The 18,017-nt window shown below is 73.4% G+C and carries 18 protein-coding genes; 6 read left to right on the top strand and 12 right to left on the bottom strand.

Annotated elements, in window-relative coordinates; all coding sequences use genetic code 11:
* Positions 1–70 precede the first annotated feature (70 nt).
* From ACIF8S_RS25425 to ACIF8S_RS25435, 3 genes are all read right to left on the bottom strand, one after another.
* Positions 71–556, bottom strand: a complete 486-nt coding sequence (locus ACIF8S_RS25425) for a hypothetical protein (protein WP_400001968.1) — start codon at positions 554–556, stop codon at positions 71–73.
* Complete coding sequence (locus tag ACIF8S_RS25430) at positions 532–2,049, bottom strand: serine/threonine-protein kinase (RefSeq protein WP_400001970.1); 1,518 nt, start codon at positions 2,047–2,049, stop codon at positions 532–534. Before ACIF8S_RS25430 ends, ACIF8S_RS25425 begins: the two co-directional genes overlap by 25 nt.
* Before the next feature lie 135 nt (positions 2,050–2,184).
* Positions 2,185–3,033, bottom strand: coding sequence for a menaquinone biosynthetic enzyme MqnA/MqnD family protein (locus ACIF8S_RS25435; protein WP_400001972.1), 849 nt, complete (start codon positions 3,031–3,033; stop codon positions 2,185–2,187).
* 332 nt (positions 3,034–3,365) lie between these two features.
* On the opposite strand from ACIF8S_RS25435, the gene ACIF8S_RS25440 reads away from it, so the two are divergent.
* Positions 3,366–3,569, top strand: coding sequence for a cold-shock protein (locus ACIF8S_RS25440; protein ID WP_006133199.1), 204 nt, complete (start codon positions 3,366–3,368; stop codon positions 3,567–3,569).
* Between the two features lie 274 nt (positions 3,570–3,843).
* Here the strand turns inward: ACIF8S_RS25440 and ACIF8S_RS25445 are convergent, their stop codons facing one another.
* Entirely contained in the window at positions 3,844–4,410 is a 567-nt protein-coding gene (locus ACIF8S_RS25445; protein WP_400001974.1) for a helix-turn-helix domain-containing protein, read from the bottom strand.
* 68 nt (positions 4,411–4,478) lie between these two features.
* On the opposite strand from ACIF8S_RS25445, the gene ACIF8S_RS25450 reads away from it, so the two are divergent.
* The 3 genes from ACIF8S_RS25450 to ACIF8S_RS25460 all read left to right on the top strand — a co-directional run bounded on the left by ACIF8S_RS25450 (position 4,479) and on the right by ACIF8S_RS25460 (position 6,299).
* Complete coding sequence (locus ACIF8S_RS25450; RefSeq protein ID WP_400001976.1) at positions 4,479–5,222, top strand: AzlC family ABC transporter permease; 744 nt, start codon at positions 4,479–4,481, stop codon at positions 5,220–5,222.
* A complete protein-coding gene (locus tag ACIF8S_RS25455) occupies positions 5,219–5,533 on the top strand; it encodes an AzlD domain-containing protein (RefSeq protein WP_215211863.1) in 315 nt (104 codons plus the stop codon). The genes ACIF8S_RS25450 and ACIF8S_RS25455 overlap by 4 nt, the downstream gene beginning before the upstream one ends.
* 82 nt (positions 5,534–5,615) lie before the next feature.
* Positions 5,616–6,299: a class I SAM-dependent methyltransferase gene (locus ACIF8S_RS25460; protein ID WP_400001978.1), complete on the top strand. Its 684-nt coding sequence runs from the start codon at positions 5,616–5,618 to the stop codon at positions 6,297–6,299.
* 3 nt (positions 6,300–6,302) lie between these two features.
* On the opposite strand, the gene ACIF8S_RS25465 is transcribed toward ACIF8S_RS25460, so the two are convergent.
* Both ACIF8S_RS25465 and ACIF8S_RS25470 read right to left on the bottom strand, forming a co-directional pair.
* The gene (locus tag ACIF8S_RS25465) at positions 6,303–8,225 is read right to left on the bottom strand and encodes an AMP-dependent synthetase/ligase (protein ID WP_400001980.1); all 1,923 of its coding nucleotides are present in this window, start codon (positions 8,223–8,225) and stop codon (positions 6,303–6,305) included.
* 322 nt (positions 8,226–8,547) lie between these two features.
* Positions 8,548–9,834 carry an acetyl-CoA C-acetyltransferase gene (locus tag ACIF8S_RS25470; protein WP_400001981.1) on the bottom strand — a complete coding sequence of 429 codons (1,287 nt, stop codon included), beginning with the start codon at positions 9,832–9,834 and terminating at the stop codon, positions 8,548–8,550.
* A 101-nt stretch (positions 9,835–9,935) separates the two neighbouring features.
* On the opposite strand from ACIF8S_RS25470, the gene ACIF8S_RS25475 reads away from it, so the two are divergent.
* The gene (locus ACIF8S_RS25475; RefSeq protein WP_400001983.1) at positions 9,936–11,243 is read left to right on the top strand and encodes a 3-oxoacyl-ACP reductase; all 1,308 of its coding nucleotides are present in this window, start codon (positions 9,936–9,938) and stop codon (positions 11,241–11,243) included.
* 5 nt (positions 11,244–11,248) lie between these two features.
* The gene (locus ACIF8S_RS25480; RefSeq protein WP_400002125.1) at positions 11,249–12,118 is read left to right on the top strand and encodes a MaoC/PaaZ C-terminal domain-containing protein; all 870 of its coding nucleotides are present in this window, start codon (positions 11,249–11,251) and stop codon (positions 12,116–12,118) included.
* On the opposite strand, the gene ACIF8S_RS25485 is transcribed toward ACIF8S_RS25480, so the two are convergent.
* The 6 genes from ACIF8S_RS25485 to ACIF8S_RS25510 form a co-directional block, all read right to left on the bottom strand.
* Positions 12,088–12,804 (bottom strand): TetR/AcrR family transcriptional regulator, encoded by a 717-nt coding sequence (locus tag ACIF8S_RS25485; RefSeq protein ID WP_400001985.1) that lies wholly within the window; start codon positions 12,802–12,804, stop codon positions 12,088–12,090. The genes ACIF8S_RS25480 and ACIF8S_RS25485 overlap by 31 nt on opposite strands.
* Positions 12,805–12,827: 23 nt before the next feature.
* Entirely contained in the window at positions 12,828–14,153 is a 1,326-nt protein-coding gene (locus ACIF8S_RS25490) for an SPFH domain-containing protein (protein ID WP_400001987.1), read from the bottom strand.
* A complete protein-coding gene (locus ACIF8S_RS25495; protein WP_400001989.1) occupies positions 14,150–15,832 on the bottom strand; it encodes an SPFH domain-containing protein in 1,683 nt (560 codons plus the stop codon). The genes ACIF8S_RS25490 and ACIF8S_RS25495 overlap by 4 nt, the downstream gene beginning before the upstream one ends.
* A gap of 166 nt (positions 15,833–15,998) precedes the next feature.
* Entirely contained in the window at positions 15,999–17,318 is a 1,320-nt protein-coding gene (locus ACIF8S_RS25500; RefSeq protein WP_400001991.1) for a dicarboxylate/amino acid:cation symporter, read from the bottom strand.
* Positions 17,319–17,376: 58 nt separating this feature from the next.
* On the bottom strand, positions 17,377–17,478 hold the full coding sequence (locus ACIF8S_RS25505; protein ID WP_311709939.1) for a putative leader peptide: 102 nt from the start codon (positions 17,476–17,478) through the stop codon (positions 17,377–17,379).
* 152 nt (positions 17,479–17,630) lie between these two features.
* A complete protein-coding gene (locus ACIF8S_RS25510; protein WP_400002127.1) occupies positions 17,631–17,936 on the bottom strand; it encodes a DUF4229 domain-containing protein in 306 nt (101 codons plus the stop codon).
* Positions 17,937–18,017: the final 81 nt, after the last annotated feature.

An 18,017-nucleotide genomic window follows, 5' to 3' on the forward strand; every position in this document is an offset into this window, starting at 1 on the left:
CCGCGCGGAACGGGCCCCGCGCGGAACGGGGCCCGCGCGGAACGAGGCCCCGCGCCGAACGAGGGCCCGGCTACTCGATCTTCGAGAGCCGGGCCTTCGGCGACCCCGACTCCTTGCTGTCGGACTCGTAGACCAGGTCGTCGCCGGCCGGGGTGAGGCGGACGGTGTGGCGGGCCTGGTTGCAGACGTCCCGGTTGGTGCCTGCGCCCACGGAGGTCGTGACGATCCGCCGGCCGGTGACCTCCTTCAGGGTCAGGACGTCGTCGCAGGTCCCGCCGAAGATGTCCGTGTGCCGCAGGGTGCCCACCCGCTCGCCGACCCGCGCCTGCGTGAGGGTGACGCGGAACGTGCCGAGCGGGATGGAGATGCTGTCGCGTGAGACGGCCTGTCCCTCCCAGGTGCCGAGGTAGGCGGCGGGCACGGTGCCGGAGGGCCGGGCGGCGGAGGGCCGGGCGCCGCTCGGGCCCTCGCCGGAGTCCGCGCCCCGCGAGGCTCCCGGCAACAGGTCGAACACGAACACGGAGCCGACGGTCACCGCGGCCAGCGCGCCCGCCACCGCGAGGGCGACCGTGCAGCTGACCCGTCTGCCCCGGCCCCCGGCACCGGGCGTGGAGGCCGCCGAGACGGAGACGGACAGCCTGCCCGGGTCGCCGGCGCCCCGGTCCCCCGGCTGGGTGGGCGGGTGCGGGGTACCGGCCCCGGCCGGTCCGTGATCCGGGGCGTGGCGCGGCTCCGGCACTCCGGTGTCCGTCTTCCCCCGTCCGGGGGCGGCAGGACGGGTGGCATGACGGGCGGCGGCCCGAAGGTGCCGGTGACGGGCCCGGACCACGACGGTCCGCCCGCCGGTGCGCCGGGAGCCGGGCCGGACGCACCGGTCGGGTTTCCGGGAGCCGGGACGGACACGCCCGCCGCGGTTCCGTCTCCGGACGCCGGCCCACCTGCGGACGGACCGGAAGCCGCCGCAGGCCCGCCCGGCGTAGCCCCGGAGGACGGGACGGGCCCTCCACCGGCCAACGGCCCCCGGGCCGCCGCCCCCTGCGCCCCGCCCGGCACCGTGTGTTCGCCGACCGACGGGCTGCTGAAGCCCACCGGGCCCGACGCCGCAGCGTCCGCCGGTCCGCCCGCCGCCTCCAGGTTGAGCAGGCTCACCGCGGACCGGCTCACCTGTTCCACCAGGGCGCCCGGCAGCCAGCCGCCCGACACCAGACGGGCCGCGCCGCCCTCGGGGGCGAGGCGCCGGGTGATCTCGGCCGGTGACGGGCGGGCGGCGGGGTCCTTGCCGAGGCAGGCCTCGGTCAGCTCGCGCAGGTCACCGGTGAGCCCGTCCAGCTCGGGCGGCTCGTGCACCACCCGGTAGAGCAGCGCCGCCGAGGAGTCGCCGGGGAAGGGCGGTGCGCCCGTCGCCGCGTACGCGAGGACCGCGCCGAGGGAGAAGACGTCCGCGGCGCCGGTCACGCCCTTGCCGAGGATCTGCTCGGGTGACATGTAGCCGGGTGAGCCGATCGACACGCCGGTGGAGGTGAGGGACGCCGTGCCTCCCCCGGACTTCGTCCGGGAGGTGCCCCCGGTGGCCCGCGCGATGCCGAAGTCGATCAGCAGCGGGCCGTCGAGGGTGAGGAGCACGTTGGACGGCTTCACGTCCCGGTGCACCAGGCCCAGGCCGTGCACCGCCGTCAGCGCCTCGGCCAGCCCGGCGCCCAGGGTCCGTACGGTGTGCTCGGGCAGCGGGCCGACGTCCGTGACGGCCGCCGTGACGGAGGGGCCGGCCGCGTAGGCGGTGGCGACCCAGGGGACCCGTGCGTCGGGGTCGGCGTCCAGGACGGACCCGGTCCAGGCGCCGCCCACCCGGCGCGCCGCGTCCACCTCGCGCCGGAAGCGGGCGCGGAACTCCTCGTCCAGGGCGAAGTGGGGGTGCACGATCTTCACCGCGACGGTGCGGCCCCCGGCGCTGCGGCCCAGGTAGACCCGGCCCATGCCGCCCGAGCCGAGCCGGCCGAGCAGCCGGTAGGGCCCCACGACCGTGGGTTCGTCAGCATCGAGCGGCCGCATGGCGCCACCCCTCCCCCGTCGTCACGCCCCTACGCCGTTGTCACCCCGCAGCGTAGTGGCCTGCCCCGGCGGAGGACCCGGACCGGCCGGACGGCGTCCGACGGCCGCGGGCGGGCGGCCGTCGGAGCCGTCACGTCACGGGCGCAGCAGTTCCACCCGTACGTCCGCCGGGAAGCCCGTCGTCGGGCCGACCCTGCGGGCGAACTCCGCGACCGCCGCCAGCTGCGGGGCGCCGAAGCGGAAGTCGAGGGTGGTGAAGTACTGGGCCAGGGTCTTCTCGTCGAAGGCCTCCCAGCGGGCCGCCTGCTCGGCCACCTTGTCCACCTCGTCCAGGGAGAGGTTGCGGGAGGCGAGGAAGGCCTCGTGCACCTTGCGGGTGAGTGCCGGCTCGCGCTCCACGTACTCCTTGCGGGCCGCCCAGACGGCGAAGACGAACGGCAGGCCCGTCCACTCCTTCCACAGCGCGCCCAGGTCGTGCACGTCGAGGCCGTAGCGGGGGCCGTCGACCATGTTGGCGCGCAGGGCCGCGTCGCCGATGAGGACGGCCGCGTCCGCCTCCTGCATCATCAGGCTCAGGTCGGGCGGGCAGGTGTAGTAGTCGGGCTGCACTCCGTACCGTTCGGCGAGGAGGAGCTGGGCGAGCCGCACGGAGGTGCGGGAGGTCGACCCGAGAGCGACCCGCGCCCCGTCCAGCCGGTCCAGCGGGACCTGCGAGACGATCACGCAGGACATCACCGGGCCGTCGCAGCCGACGGCGATGTCGGGGAAGGCGACGAGCTGGTCCGCGTGCTTGAGGTACTCGACCAGGGTGATGGGCCCGATGTCGAGGTCGCCCTGCACCAGCTGCTCGCTGAGCTTCTCCGGGGTGTCCTTCGTCAGCTCGAAGTCGAGGAGCGTGCCCGTTCTCGCGAGCCCCCAGTACAGGGGCAGGCAGTTCAGGAACTGGATGTGGCCGACGCGCGGCCGGGTGCGAGGATTGTCCACATCGTGAGGCTAGACCTTGTCCCGGCCGGCGCAGCCGTCGCCCCCGCCCGTCGCGCGCCATCCGGACGCCGCAATTTCGGTCAGGTCGAACGCACTGGCGTGACGAGCGGGGCCTGCAAACATTCGGGTGACGTGATCTTGGCCTCTATTGCGATCGGGCCCCTGCGTGCTAGGCTCGTCGCAAGTTGCAGTTTGGTTTCCCTTGCAGTACAGAGCCTGCGGAGCATGTGACCGCGGGCTCTCGTCGTTCTCAGACGGATGCAGTTGTGCGGAATAGTCTTCACACTTGCTGGTTCTGGAGCAGGGCAACCCTTTGGGCCCAAGGAGGGCTTATGGCTACCGGAACCGTGAAGTGGTTCAACGCCGAAAAGGGCTTCGGATTCATCGCCCAGGAGGGCGGCGGCCCCGACGTCTTCGTCCACTACTCCGCGATCAACGCGACCGGCTTCCGGTCCCTCGAGGAGAACCAGCAGGTCACCTTCGACGTCACGCAGGGCCCGAAGGGCCCGCAGGCGGAGAACGTCACCCCGGCCTGACCCTGATCCTCCGATCCGGGAACGACTAGCAGTACCCAAGGAGCCCCACGCCGCGAGGCGAAAGGGGCTCCTGCCTTTTCTCCCGAGCCGGCCGGGGGCATCCCTGACCACCTCCGCCTGATGACCTCCGCCTGATCACCTCGCCTGGCCCCCTTCGACCCCCGGAACGTCTGGGATACGGCCCGGTGAATGCCCGGCGAATTCTCGCCGCACGCCTCCGGGGTTCTCGCCGGACGCCCCAAGAGCCGGCCCATTCGCCCCCGCGCGTCCCTGCTCAGACGTGCTGCATGATCAGCACGAATTTCGTCCCGGGCTCCAGCGCCTCATAGCCGTGCCGCACATCCCCGCGATACGCCATGTAGTCCCCGGGGCCGAGTTCCACCTCCTCCCCCTCCGGACCCGCCTTCACCCGTCCGGCGCTCACCACGATGTGCTCCACCGTCCCCGGAATGTGCGGGTCCGAGGCGCGGACGGCCCCCGGTTCCACATCCACCGCGTAGATGTCGCGCCGCGCGCCGGGCGGACTCGCCGACAGCAGGGCCGCCACATAGCTCGACCGGTCGGAGCGCACGGCCGGACCCTCCCCCGCCCTGATCACCTGGACCGCGGGCGCCGGAGGCTCCACCAGCGCGCTGAACGGCACCCCCAGCGCCACCGCCAGCGCCCAGAGGGTCTCCATGCTCGGATTGCCGCCCGCCCCCTCCAGCTGGGACAGCGTGGACTTGGCGATGCCGGCGCGTTTGGCCAGCTCGGACAGGGAGAGACCGGCGCGGGTGCGCTCACGGCGCAGGGCGGCGGCGATCCAGTCGAGGGGCAGGCGGGACGGCGTGCCGTCGGTCATGTCGTTCGCTCCAGAAGGCTGATCGTTCGGCTTGACGAACGCTAAGGCGTCTGTTCATTGTAGAAAACATGCGTTCGGTGCAGCGAACAACCTCACCCGATCCCGATTCCGGCCCCGGTTCCCGTTCCCGTTCCGGTTCGGCGGCCGTCGACGCGGGCCTGCTCAGAGACGTGGCCCTGGTGTGCCTCGCCGGGGGTGTCGTCGGCGTGTCGTTCGGGGCGATCGCGGTCGCCGGGGGGCTGCCGGTGTGGGTGCCGGTGGTGATGTCCCTGGTGGTGTACGCGGGGTCCGCCCAGTTCAGCGCGGTGGGCGTGCTGCTGGCCGGGGGCGGCCCGGTCGCGGCGGCGGCCACGGGACTGCTGCTCAACACCCGGACGGCGGCATACGGTCTCGCGGTCGCCGAGCACATCGGGCGCGGCAGACTCGCCCGTCTGGTCGGAGCGCACCTGGTGACCGACGAGACCGTCGCCTTCACCCTCGCCCAGCAGGACCCCGCCCGACGCCGGGCGACGTTCTGGGTGTCGGGGGTCGGCCTGTTCGCCGTGTGGAACGCGTGCGTGGCGGCGGGCGCCCTGGCCGGCAGCGCGCTCGGCGACACGGCCCGGTACGGCCTGGACGCGGCCTTCCCCGCCGTCCTGGCCGCGCTGGTGCTGCCCAGCCTGCGCGAGGACGCCGGCGTCCGCCGGGCCGCCCTGGCCGGTGCCGCCGTCGCCCTGGCGCTGGCCCCGGCGGTCCCCGCGGGCGTGCCCGTACTGGCGGCGCTCGCGGGACTGCTCCTGCACGGACGCGGGCGGAAGGAGTCACGGTCGTGAGCGGGACGGTCGGGATGGTGCTCGCGCTGGCGGTGGGGACGTACGCCTTCCGGCTGGTGGGGCCCGCGCTGCACGGGCGGGTGGAACTGCCCGACCGGGTGCGGGTGCTCCTGTCCGCCGGTGCGGTGGTCCTGCTGGTGGCGCTGCTGGCGACGGGGGCGCTGACCGAGGGCGGGGGGTTCGCCGGGTGGGCCCGCCCGGCCGGGGTCGCGGTGGGCGGGGTGCTGGCGTGGCGCCGGGCGCCCTTCGTCCTGGTCGTCCTCGGCGCGGCGGCGACGACGGCGGTGCTGCGGGCCGTCGGGGTGGCGTAGCCGGAAGGGACGCGGCCCTCGGCGGGGGCGGGCCACGCTCGCCCTGAGGGATTGTCAGTGGGGGCCGGTAGCGTCCGGACCCATGACCACCAGCCGACCCGCGGACACCGATCAGCCGGAGCACGTCCTCGCCACCCGCGCCTTCTACGACGCGATCGCCGAGGACTACGCCGTGATGTTCCGGGACCTCCCCGCCGCCACACCGCTGGACCGGGCCCTGCTGGCCGGGTTCGCCGAGCTGGTCGGGAAGGGCGCCCGGGTGGCCGACGTGGGATGCGGTCCCGGCCGGGTGACCGGATACCTCGCCTCGCTCGGGCTGGACGTCCACGGCGTCGACCTGTCCTCGTCGATGCTGGCGATCGCCCGCCGGGAGAACCCCGGGCTGCGCTTCGAGCAGGGCTCGATGCTCGGCCTCGACCTGCCCGACGGCGCCCTCGCCGGCCTCGTCTCCTGGTACTCCACGATCCACACCCCGCCGGAGCACCTGCCCGCCGTGTACGCCGAGTTCCGCCGGGTGCTGGCGCCCGGCGGCCATCTGCTGGTGGCGTTCCAGATGGGTGACGAGCCGCGTCGGCACGAGCGGCCGTGGGGGCACCCCGTCACGCTCGACTTCCGCCGGATGAGACCGGAGCGGATCGCGGAGCTGATGGAGGCGGCCGGCTTCGCCCTCGTGCAGCGGACCGTCCGGGAGGCCGACACCCGGCAGGGCGAGCCCACCCCGCAGGCCTTCCTGATCGCCCGCGCGCCGGGCGGACCCGCCTCCTGACCGTCACCTCGCGTACAGCGCCTCCACGTCGTCCGCGAAGTCCCGCAGGATCTCCTCGCGCCGCAGCTTCATCGAGGGCGTCAGATGGCCGGCTTCCTCGGTGAAGTCCTCCGGCAGGACCGCGAAGCGCCGGATGGACTCCGGGCGGGACAGCATCTTGTTGGCCTCGTCGACGGCGCGCTGGAGAATCGCCAGCAGCTCCTCGTCGTCGACGAGGAGCCGCGCCGGGACCGGGTGCTTGCCGTTCATGCGGCGCCAGTGGGTGACGCCGTCGAGGTCGAGGGTGATCAGGGCGGACACGTAGGGGCGGTCGTCGCCGAGGATCATGACCTGGGAGATCAGGGGGTGGGAGCGGAGCCAGTTCTCCAGCGGTGCCGGGGCGACGCTCTTGCCGCCCGCGGTGATGATCAGCTCCTTCTTGCGGCCGGTGATGGTCAGGTAGCCCTCGTCGTCCAGCTCGCCCAGGTCGCCCGTCGCGAACCAGCCGTCCCGGGTGGCCGGCACGACTCCGCCCGCCTGCGGGTCCCAGTAGCCGCGCAGCACGTGTTCGCCCGTCACCAGGACCTCGCCGTCCGCCGCGATGCGGATCCTCGTGCCGGGCAGCGGCCAGCCCACCGTGCCCAGCCGGGGCTGGAGCGGGGGCGTCACGGTCGAGGCGCCGGTGGTCTCGGTGAGTCCGTAGCCCTCGAAGATCTCGATGCCGGCGCCGGCGAAGAAGGCGGCGAGGCTGCGGCCCAGCGGGGAGCCGCCGCAGATGGCGTAGCGGACCTTGCCGCCCATGGCGTTGCGGATCTTCCGGTAGACCAGCGGGTCGTAGAAGGCGCGGGCCGTCCTCAGGGAGCGGGAGGGGCCGCCTCCGGTGCCGGTCTGGCGGGCCTCCAGGGCCTCGCCGTAGCGGCGGGCCACCGCCGCCGCGCGGTCGAAGGTGGACTGCCGGCCGCCCGACTCTGCCTTGGCGCGGGCGCTGTTGAAGACCTTCTCCAGCATGTACGGGATGGTGAGCAGGCAGGTGGGGCGGAAGCTCGCCAGGTCCGGCAGCAGGTCCTCGGCGGCGAGGCTGGGCGCGTGTCCGAGGCGCACCCGGGCCCGTACGCAGGCGATGGCGACCATCCGGCCGAACACGTGGGACATGGGCAGGAACAGCAGCACCGAGGCCTCGTCGTCCGTCCGGTCGCGGAAGACGGGGTAGAGCAGCTCGACGGCGTTGTCGACCTCGGCGAAGAAGTTGCCGTGGGTGAGGGCGCAGCCCTTGGGGCGGCCGGTGGTGCCGGAGGTGTAGACGAGGGTGGCGAGGGTGTCGGGGCCGAGCATGCCCCGGCGCACCTCGACCTCGTGGTCGGGTATGTGGCTGCCGGCGTCCGCGAGGGCGTCGACGTGGCCCTTCTCCATGACCCACACGTGCCGCAGGTCGGGCAGGTGCGGGAGTTCCGGGCCGAGCGCGGCGGCCTGGGCGGAGGTCTCGGTGATCACGGCGACGGCGCCGGAGTCCTGCAGGATCCAGCGGGCCTGGTAGGCGGACGACGTGGGGTAGACGGGCACGGTGACGAGGCCGGCGGCCCACGCGGCGAAGTCGAGGACCGTCCACTCGTAGACGGTGCGGGCCATGACGGCGATGCGGTCGCCCGGCATCAGGCCTTCGGCGACGAGTCCCTTCGCGGCGGCGAGGACCTCGGCGGCGAAGCCTTCCGCCGTGACGTCGCGCCAGGAGCCGTCGGCCGTCTTGCGGCTGAGGACGACGTCCCCGGGTGCCGCGCTCGCGTTGTCGAAGGGCAGGTCGGCGAGGGACCCGTGCCGCACCGGCTGCGCGAACGGCGGTACGGACGCCTCCCGGACGGCCCCGTCCAGCCGCCGGGTGGCCGGCCTGACCAGGACGGGCGCCCCGTGGACGTCGTCGTCGAGAGCGGTGGCGTGGTGCGGGGTGGACACGGGCGGCTCCTGGGGCGTGCAGGCGAACTGCGGGGCCACGGCGTGCCTCGCACGCCGAGGCGCTCACCGGTGGTGTCCGCGGCTCGGCCGCCACCGGTCGGTGCGGGGATCGTACGGCCCTGGCGTGAGGGGTACGTGCGGGTCCGGCAAGGGTCCGGGATCAAGCGTGTGCAGTGTCGGGGGTTACGTGAGGGTCACTCAGGTATGCCCCCTGCGGGCCGGAGCGGGGTTACGTGACGGTCTCAGGCATGCCCCCTACGGGCCGGAGCAGGGTTACGTGACGGTCTCAGGCATGCCCCGGACAAGGCCGCGGCGATCCTGCTCAGGGCCGCTCCAGGATCGCCGTGACGCCCTGCCCGCCGGCCGCGCAGACCGAGATGAGCCCGCGGCCGGGTGCGTCCCGTTCGGCGAGGAGCGTGGCGAGGGTCGCCACGATGCGGGCGCCGGTGGCGGCGAAGGGGTGTCCGGTGGCCAGGGACGACCCGGCCACGTTCAGCCGGGACCGGTCGACGGGCGGCAGGCCGCGCTTCTCCCAGGCGGCCAGGGTGGCCAGTACCTGGGAGGCGAACGCCTCGTGCACCTCGATCAGGTCGAAGTCGTCCAGGCCCAGCCCGGCCCGCTCCAGCATGCGCGGGACCGCGTACGCCGGTGCCATCAGCAGGCCGTCCTCGCCGTCGACGACGTCGCCGCGCACGAAGTCCACTGCCGCGGTCTCGTGCGCGGTGAGGTAGGCCAGCGGTTCCAGGCCCCGCTGCTCGGCCCACTCCTCGCTCGCCAGCAGCACGACGGCGGCGCCGTCGGTGAGCGGGGTGGAGTTGCCCGCCGTCATGGTGGGCTCGGGCCCGTCGAGACCGAACACCGGCTTGAGCGTGGCGAGTTTCTCCACCGTGGAGCCGGGGCGCAGGTTCTGGTCGCGGGCCAGGCCGCGGAAGGGCACCACCAGGTCCTGGAACAGTCCGCGTTCGTACGCCGCCGCCAGCCGCTGGTGGCTGGTGGCCGCCAGCTCGTCCTGCGCCTCCCGGCCGATGCCCCAGGCGCGTGCCGTCACGGCGGCGTGCTCGCCCATGGACAGCGCGGTGCGCGGCTCGGCGTTGCGCGGGATGTCGGGGACGAGGTGGCCGGGGCGCACCTTGGCGAGCGCCTTGAGGCGGGCGCCGAGCGACTTCGCGCGGCGCGCCTCCAGCAGCACCTTGCGCAGGTCGTCGTTGACGCCGAGGGGTGCGTCGCTCGCGGTGTCGGAGCCGCCGGCGATCGCGGCCTCGGTCTGGCCGAGGGCGATCTTGTTGGCGGCGGCGATCACCGCCTGGAGTCCGGTGCCGCAGGCCTGTTGGATGTCGTAGGCGGGGGTGCGGGGGTCCAGGCGTGAGCCGAGGACCGTCTCCCGGGCGAGGTTGAAGTCACGGCTGTGCTTGAGGACCGCGCCGGCGACGAACTCGCCGACCGCGCCCGGCTGTTCGAGACCGTACCGCTCGACGAGGCCGTCCAGGGCCGTGGTGAGCATCTCCTGGTTGGAGGCGGTGGCGTAGGGCCCGTCGGAGCGGGCGAACGGGACGCGGCTGCCGCCGATGACCGCGACGCGCCGCGCGGCGGCTGGTTCCAGGGTGCTCATCTCGACCTGCTCCTCAACCGTGACATAGGCTTACCTCCGGTAACCTTACTCCAGAGTAAGCACTGAGTGAGCCCCCTCGCACGCACACCTGGGAGTCCCCGATGGCCGACCGCTATCTGAGCTTCACCGGCACCGCGCCGGGCCGCTTCCTCACGCGCCGGCTGGGACTGCCCCGGCCCGCCCCGCTGCGCCGCTGGTCGGCGGAGCGGCCGGCCCTGGACGGCGGGCTGCTCCACCTCACCGCGGGTACCTCCCGCCTCGGCCTCGCCCCCGTCCTCGCCCGCACCGGACTCCCCACGGACGAGGCCGCGGGGAAGCCCGCCGCCGTCGTCCTGGACGCCACCGGGGTGCGGACGGTCGACGACCTCGCCGAGGTGCACGCCGCCCTGCACCCCGTCGTGCGCTCGGTCGCCGAGAGCGGCCGGATCGTGGTGCTCGGCGCCCCGCTCGACCCCGCCGACCACCATCAGGCCGCCGCCCAGCAGGCGTTGGAGGGCTTCACCCGCTCGCTCGGCAAGGAGACCGGCGGCGGCAGGACCGTGAACCTGGTCCGCCTCACCCACGCGGACGCGGCCGAGTCCACCCTGCGCTTCCTGCTCTCCCCCAAGTCCGCCTACGTCAGCGGCCAGGTCGTCACCGTCGGCGACCAGGAGAGCCCCGCCGCCGAGGACGCCGACCGCCCGCTGACCGGACGCACCGCCCTGGTGACGGGCGCCGCGCGGGGCATCGGCGAGGCCGTCGCCGAGACCCTGGCCCGGGACGGCGCGGAGGTGGTCGTCCTCGACGTGCCGCAGGCCGAGCAGGACGCCCGCCGGGTGGCCGAGCGGATCGGCGGCAGCGTGCTGCTGCTCGACATGACCGCCGCCGACGCGGGCGCCCGGATCGCCGAGGCACTCCCCGGCGGACTGGACGTGCTGGTCCACAACGCGGGCATCACCCGCGACCGCAGGCTGGTCAACATGCCGAAGGACCGCTGGAGTTCGGTGCTGGACGTGAACCTCGGCAGCGTGCTGCGCACCACCGACGCGCTGCTGGAGGCCGGGGCGCTCCGGCGCGACGGCCGGATCGTCGCCACCGCCTCCATCGCGGGCATCGCCGGGAACGCCGGCCAGACCAACTACGGCGCGAGCAAGGCCGGCATCACGGGGCTGGTCCGCGCCCTCGCGCCCCGCGCGCTCGCCGAGCACGGGGTGACGGTGAACGCGGTCGCGCCCGGCTTCATCGAGACCAAGATGACGGCCGCCGTCCCCCTGTTCATCCGGGAGGCCGGGCGCCGGATGAACTCCCTGGCCCAGGGCGGTCTGCCCGTCGACGTCGCCGAGACCACCGCCTGGCTCGCCCACCCCGGGTCGGGCGCGGTCAACGGCCAGGTCGTGCGCGTCTGCGGCCAGAGCCTGCTGGGGGCGTGACCGCCATGACACCGCCCCCCTCGGACCGCGCCGAGGCCGTCCTCACCCGCCCCCCGGCCCTCACCCCGCTGCTCGCCCGCGGCGCGGTGCTGTCACCGTTCCGCCGCCCGAGCCCGGCCGCCGCGCACCCGCGCACCCGGCTGGTGCTCCCCGGCCTGCGCGCCGACCCCGCCCGGCTCACCGCGTACGAGAGGGTGTGCGGCTTCCCGGACGGCCCGGGCACACTGCCGGTGACGTATCCGCACGTGCTGGGCTTCCCGCTCGCCATGCGGCTGATGAGCGCCCGGGACTTCCCGCTCCCGCTGCTCGGGCTCGTCCACACGTCGATCGACGTCACCCGGCACCGCGCGACGCCGTCCGCCGACGCCTACGACCTGAGCGTGCACGTCGACGGGCTGGTCCCGCACCGGCGCGGCACCGAGGCCGCCGTGGTCACGGAGCTGCGGGCGGACGGGGAGGTCGTGTGGGAGTCACGCAGCACCTACCTGGCCCGGCACCGGACCACGGCCACGCCCCCGAAGGACCCCGCGGGGACACGGGACGACGCCGAAGCGCTCCCCGCCGTCGCGGAGTGGCAGCTCGCCGGGGACCTGGGCCGCCGCTACGGCGCCGCGTCCGGTGACCGCAACCCGATCCACCTGCACCCGCTCACCGCGCGCCTCTTCGGCTTCCCCCGCGCCATCGCCCACGGCATGTGGACCGTCGCCCGCTGTCTCGCCACGCACGGCACCCCGGACGCGGCGACCGTACGGGCGGACTTCCGCGCCCCGGTACTGCTGCCCGGCACGGTGACCTACGCGGCGCACGGCGGGCGGTTCGCCCTGCGCGGGGGCCGCGGCCGGGTTCACCTCACCGGTGAGGTCAGCCCGCTCTGAGGCCCGGGAGCGTCCGCGTCTCCAATGCCCCCGGGGTCCCCGGTGGCGTCGGGCGGCGACCAGTGCCGCCCGGCCATCAGGTCGCCCAGGCCGGCCCACGCGAAGTTCATCAGCGTGGTCGCCGCCTGCCGGGCGGTGACCCCGGGGGTGACGTTGGCCCAGTCGGCCAGCGACTCGGCGGCCCCGACCAGCGCCTCGGCCAGCCCGGACACCTCGGCCTCGCGCAGGTCCGGGTCCCGGTGGGCCTCCCGCGCGGCGGCCAGGATGAGCTGCGTCACGAACGCGACGATCTCCGCGCGCATCGCCGCGACCTCGGCGGCGAACACCTCGCCGTGCGTGCGCGCCTGGAGGTGCAGCACCGCCCAGCCGTCGGGGTGCCGCGCGGTGTGCGTGAAGAACGCGGTCAGGCCCGACCAGAGCTGCCGGTCGGCCGGCAGCTCGGGCCGGGCCCCGGCGCGGACCGCCTCGGTCAGCGCCCTGGCCTCACGGCGGATGCACGCGGTAAACAGGTCCTCCTTGGAATTGAGGTACAGGTACACCAACGGCTTGGACACGCCCGCCAGTTCGGCGATCTCGTCCATCGACGCGGCCATGTACCCCCGGTGACCGAAGGTCCGTACGGCTGCGTCCAGCATCTGCTGTTCACGGACCGCACGCGGCATCCGCTTCGTCTTCACGGCACCCATGGGACACAGCGTACGGTCCGCCGCTACCGCGGGTCGTGGCCGCCGTCCTCCGCCGGACGGAGCGCGCCGCCGGTCACCGGCAGCTCGCCCGCCGTCAGCCGCGGCAGCAGCTGCGCGGTGAACAGCGTGGACAACGCCGAGGTGTCGGTGCCGCCGTCGGTGCGCACCACGACCGGACGCGGGGCCTTGCCGGCCAGTCCGGCGCCCACTTCGAGCCGCCTGCGGGCCAGTTCGTACTGGAGCACCGCCCGGTTGTCGCGGTAGGCCTTGGCGAGGGCCTGCTGGGCGCGGGCCTCGTTCTCGGCGGCGATGAGACCGCTGCGGCCCCGCGTCTCGATCTCGAAGCGCACCCGCTGGGCCTCGGTCTCCTGCCGCTCCAGCAGCTGGGCGACCTCCTCACGGGCCCGGTTCAGCGCGGCCCGCACCTCGACGATCCGGGCGTCGCGGATCTTCTTGGCCCGCTCGATGTCCATGCCCAGGCTGTCGATGCGGCGCTTGCGGATCAGGCCCCACTCCTGCTCGTAGGCGGTGCTCTCCTTGGCGACCTGCTCCCGGGTGGCCAGGTGCTGCTGGTACTGCGCCGGCAGCTGCACGTCGGGGATGTTGCAGCCGGTGATGCGCACGCCGTAGCGGGACAGCTGGTGGTTCAGCAGGTCCTGCATGTCGGCGACGTCGGAGCCGCGCAGGTCGTAGGCGCGCTCGGTACGCACCCGGCGGGCCCGCTGCCGGATCGCGTCCTGCACGGCGCTGGACAGCACCAGGTCGAAGTTGCCCGCGCCGATCGTCCGGACGAACAGCACCGCGTCGGTGATGCGGAACTTCAGGAAGAACTCGATCGAGCGCAGCGGCACGTTCTCCTGCGTGGGGCAGGCCATGACGGGCGCCGAGTACGGGATCTCGGTGGCCGTGTCGACGACGAAGTCGACCCGCGACCAGGGGTGCCACAGGTAGTGCCGGCCCGCGTCCAGGGTGCGCACGACGGCGCCGTACCGGGTGAGCACGCCGTTGGTGCCCTGCTCGATCTCGACGATCGAGGAGCGCCACCACCACAGCCCGCCGGCCACCAGCAGCAGGACACCGACGGTGTAGGAGAACGTGGCCAGGGCGCCTGCGGCCATGCCACCGAGCCCGTCGGAGCCGGACTCCTTCAGGGTGAGCGTCACGCCGGACAGCAGGGCGTAGGCGCCGGCCCAGAGCGGCAGCATCCACCACAGCCTGCGGCGGTGCTTGGGAATGATGACCGGCAGCAGGGTGCCGGCCTCGCCGCCGCGCAGCAGGCGGGCGATGTCACCCCAGGGCGCGACGGCCTCGGAGATGACCGAACGACGGTGAAGGCGGGCGGCACTCACGGCTGGACCTCCTCGGCGGACCCGGACACATCGGCTGCTTCGGCGCCCTCGGGGGCAGCGCTCGTCACGCCCGCCTCCGGCACCTCGGGCACCGTCGGCCGCTCGGCCGCCAGCAGCGCGCCGATCTCCTCCTCGCGGGCGGCGATCCGCGCGGACACCTCCGCCAGCCGTTCCCGTACGGCGGCCATCTCGCCCTCGCCGAACAGTTCCCCGCCGCGCTCGCCGACCAGCTCGCGCGCCAGCTCGAGGAAGTCGATCCCGGCGGCCCCGGTGCCGTCGGCGCCGCCGATGCGCACCAGGCGCGGCAGGTGGTCGGCGACCTGCTCCAGGGTGTCGAGCACCTGCTGCTGATAGCGGTACTCGAGGATCTCGGGCGCCTCCGCGGCGGTCACCGCGCGGATGTCGAGGGCCTGCGCCTCCAGCAGGGCCGCGTTGGCCTTGGCCTCCGACTCGGCCTGCACGTAGCGCTGGCGCGCCAGCGCCTCGGCGCGGTTGGTCTCACGCTCCACGGCGGTGTCCATCTGCGCCTGGTACTGGGCGATGTCGGCCTGGATCGCGGACAGCGTCTCCTGGCTGGACGCGAGCTCGCGGTTCAGGTCGCCCTCGTCCTGCTCCTTGCGCAGCTGGAGCGCGTACTCGTGGGTGTACGCCTCCTTGGCCATGCGGACCATCTCGGGCGCGGCCAGGTCCATCCGGTAGCGGCGGTCGGCGGGCTCGGCGTGCGTGATGTTCGCGTTGGTCAGCTCCACCGCGGGACGGAACTGCTGGTTGAGCTGTTCCAGCAGCCGGCCGCTGTCCTCGCCGACCATGTCGTAGATGCCGGCCGCCTCCTGCTCGTAGATCAGGCTGCGGATGGTCTCGCTGACCGCGTTGCCGAGCTTCTCCTCGAAGCCGCGCACCGCGCCGAGCGTGTAGACGAACTCCACCGGGTCGCTGATCCGGAACTGGATGAACAGGTCGATGGACGCCTTCACGCCGCCCTTGGTGGGGGCCTCCCGCACGGGTGCGTTGAACGGGTACTCGCGGGTGGTGTTGACGATGTACGACACCCGCTTCCAGGGGCTGAGCAGGGTCACCCGGCCGGGGCCGACGACCTTCTCCAGCTTGCCGAACCGGGTGATCATCGCCTGGCAGCCGTCCGGCACCATGACCAGGCCCTGCCGCCACCACACGAAGGCGACGGCGGCCACCGCGATCACCCAGTAGTGCAGCCCGAACACCGGCTGGGTCACGCTCCAGCCGCCGGCCGCCGAGGAGACCGACGTGCCCACGATCCCGATCACCAGCAGCGACAGCACCGGCAGCATGGACATCAGGGAGCGGCCCTTGGGCATCACCATCGGGTAGATGGCGTGCACGGTCTCGCCGTCCTCCCGCAGCTGCTCGCTGCGGCTCAGCGCCTCGCCGGCCTCGTCCAGCGACACGGTCTTCTGCCGCATCACCGTGTCGACGGAGCTGCCGTCCTGCTCCCGGGCGGCCGGGAAGTCGGCCGGATCCATGCCGTCGCCCTGGGCGGGCCACTCCTCGTGCTCGTCCCCGCTGTCCTGGCGCGAAGCGCTCTGTGACGTGCCGCCGCCGGTGCGGCGGCGCAGTTCGTCACGGGCCGCGGCGCGCGGATCCGCGCCGCCGACGACCGACTGAGCGACGTTGCGTAGGCTTTGCGCCCGCGTACGTGCCACGGGGTCCCCCTTCGCCTGTGGTGCTGTTCCCGCGGTTCGCTGCGGGAAATGTGTGTGGTCCTGCGATCACACACCACCACGGCGCCCCGCGTAAGGGGCGCTCCCCAGCAACGGTCACCACGCACTCGTTGCCGGAAAGCGCCCCCTGCACGCCGGTGCGGGACGGTCAGGCCGCCGCGGGGACCCGCCGGGGCTCCTCGTCGGCAGGGATCTCGTCGACCGCGGAGGCGTGGACCGACTCGTACGCGTCACGGTCGAGCAGGCCCTCGCGGGCGGAGACGACGACCGGGATCAGGGCCTGGCCGGCGACGTTCGTCGCGGTGCGGATCATGTCCAGGATCGGGTCGATGGCGAGCAGCAGGCCCACGCCCTCCATCGGCAGACCGAGGGTGGACAGGGTGAGGGTCAGCATGACGGTGGCGCCGGTGAGGCCGGCCGTGGCGGCGGAGCCCACCACCGAGACGAACGCGATCAGCAGGTAATCGCCCACGCCCAGCGGCACGTCGAAGATCTGCGCGACGAAGATCGCGGCGATGGCCGGGTAGATGGCGGCGCAGCCGTCCATCTTCGTGGTGGCACCGAACGGCACGGCGAAGGAGGCGTACTCCTTGGGCACGCCCAGGCGCTCGGTGACCTTCTGCGTCAGCGGCATGGTGCCGACCGAGGAGCGGGAGACGAACGCGAGCTGGATCGCGGGCCAGGCGCCCTTGGAGAACTGCACCGGGTTGACCTTGGCGGCGGTCGCCAGCAGCGCCGGGTAGACGCCGAAGAGGACGATCAGGCAGCCGACGTAGATGTCGGCGGTGAAGGTGGCGTACTTGCCGATCAGGTCCCAGCCGTAGGTGGCGATGGCGTTGCCGATGAGTCCGACGGTGCCGAGCGGGGCGAGGCGGATGACCCACCACAGCGCCTTCTGCAGCAGCTCCAGGACGGACTCGCTCAGGGTGAGGATGGGCTGGGCCTTCTCACCGAGCTGGAGGGCGGCGATACCGGCGACGACGGCCATGAACACGATCTGCAGCACGTTCAGTTCGGTGAACGGCGTGATCACGTCGGTCGGCACGATGCCGGTGAGGAAGTCGATCCAGGAGCCGGTCTTCTCCGGAACCTTGCCGTCGGCCGGGGTGAGGCCGGTGCCCGCACCCGGGTTGGTGACCAGGCCGATGACCAGGCCGATCGCCACCGCGATCAGCGAGGTGACCATGAACCACAGGAGGGTCCGCGAGGCCAGCCGGGCCGCGTTGTTGACCTTCCGCAGGTTGGTGATGGAGACCAGGATCGCGAAGAAGACCAGCGGCGCGACGGCGAGCTTCAGCAGGCCGATGAAGGTGCCGCCGACCTTCTCCAGGGCGGTGACCAGCCAGGAGAGGTCCTGGCTGCGGGCGAGCCAGCCGAGCAGGACGCCCAGGACGAGGCCGGCGAGTATCTGGGCCCAGAAGGGCACGCGGACAGGCAGCTTTGACTGCGTGTTCGAGGACACGGACATGCTCCGGAAGGGGGGAAGGCGTGGGGAGGTGTCGGGACTCGGGTGGGGGGGCGGAACGTCAGGGACGACAGTTCGCGGCGGTGACCCGGCAGAGGTCCACGTGCAGGCGTGCCACGAGCGGAACACTCCGGGGCGTGGGGAACACGGCTGCTGACTTCACCAGAAGACCGTAACACCTGAACTTTGAGGTGCTCAAAGCCTTGCTTTGGAAGGCGTGAGGGCACAGACACGCACATAACGCAAAGCGCCCCGGGTTCCCGTCGATGCGGGAGCCCGGGGCGCCGACGATGCGGTGCGCGGGTGTGAGGGACGTTACGAGGTCTGTGCCTGACCCTGGGCGCGGGCCGTGTCGTCGGCCGCGTCCTCCTGGGTGCGGTTGGCGTCCAGGTTGGCCTTGGCGCGCTCCACCCGCCGCACGATCCGCTCGGAGGCCCGGTCCCGCTCCTTGCGGAGCACGACGAAGCTGATCGGGGCGGAGATCAGCAGCGCGAGCAGCACGACCCACAGGCCGTTGGAGTCGCCGAGACCGCGCGGCGCGACACCGGAGTAGACAAGGCCCCAGGCGACCAGGAGGCAGCCCGCGAAGACCCCGAGGCGCATCAGCGTGTAGCGGAGCATCTCATCCACTCTTCCGTGCGTACGGTCAGAAACGTCCCCGAGGGGACGACGTCCAGTGAAGCACGTCCGGCGGCCGATCTT

The sequence above is a fragment of the Streptomyces sp. NPDC085937 genome (genome assembly GCF_044540535.1).
Taxonomy (GTDB): domain Bacteria; phylum Actinomycetota; class Actinomycetes; order Streptomycetales; family Streptomycetaceae; genus Streptomyces.

Coding starts and splice junctions, on each gene's coding strand:
- ACIF8S_RS25430 (WP_400001970.1), bottom strand. CDS start 2,049: ATGCGGCCGCTCGATGCTGACGAACCCACGGTCGTGGGGCCCTACCGG.
- ACIF8S_RS25440 (WP_006133199.1), top strand. CDS start 3,366: ATGGCTACCGGAACCGTGAAGTGGTTCAACGCCGAAAAGGGCTTCGGA.
- ACIF8S_RS25445 (WP_400001974.1), bottom strand. CDS start 4,410: ATGACCGACGGCACGCCGTCCCGCCTGCCCCTCGACTGGATCGCCGCC.
- ACIF8S_RS25450 (WP_400001976.1), top strand. CDS start 4,479: ATGCGTTCGGTGCAGCGAACAACCTCACCCGATCCCGATTCCGGCCCC.
- ACIF8S_RS25460 (WP_400001978.1), top strand. CDS start 5,616: ATGACCACCAGCCGACCCGCGGACACCGATCAGCCGGAGCACGTCCTC.
- ACIF8S_RS25470 (WP_400001981.1), bottom strand. CDS start 9,834: ATGAGCACCCTGGAACCAGCCGCCGCGCGGCGCGTCGCGGTCATCGGC.
- ACIF8S_RS25475 (WP_400001983.1), top strand. CDS start 9,936: ATGGCCGACCGCTATCTGAGCTTCACCGGCACCGCGCCGGGCCGCTTC.
- ACIF8S_RS25480 (WP_400002125.1), top strand. CDS start 11,249: ATGACACCGCCCCCCTCGGACCGCGCCGAGGCCGTCCTCACCCGCCCC.
- ACIF8S_RS25485 (WP_400001985.1), bottom strand. CDS start 12,804: ATGGGTGCCGTGAAGACGAAGCGGATGCCGCGTGCGGTCCGTGAACAG.
- ACIF8S_RS25500 (WP_400001991.1), bottom strand. CDS start 17,318: ATGTCCGTGTCCTCGAACACGCAGTCAAAGCTGCCTGTCCGCGTGCCC.
- ACIF8S_RS25510 (WP_400002127.1), bottom strand. CDS start 17,936: ATGCTCCGCTACACGCTGATGCGCCTCGGGGTCTTCGCGGGCTGCCTC.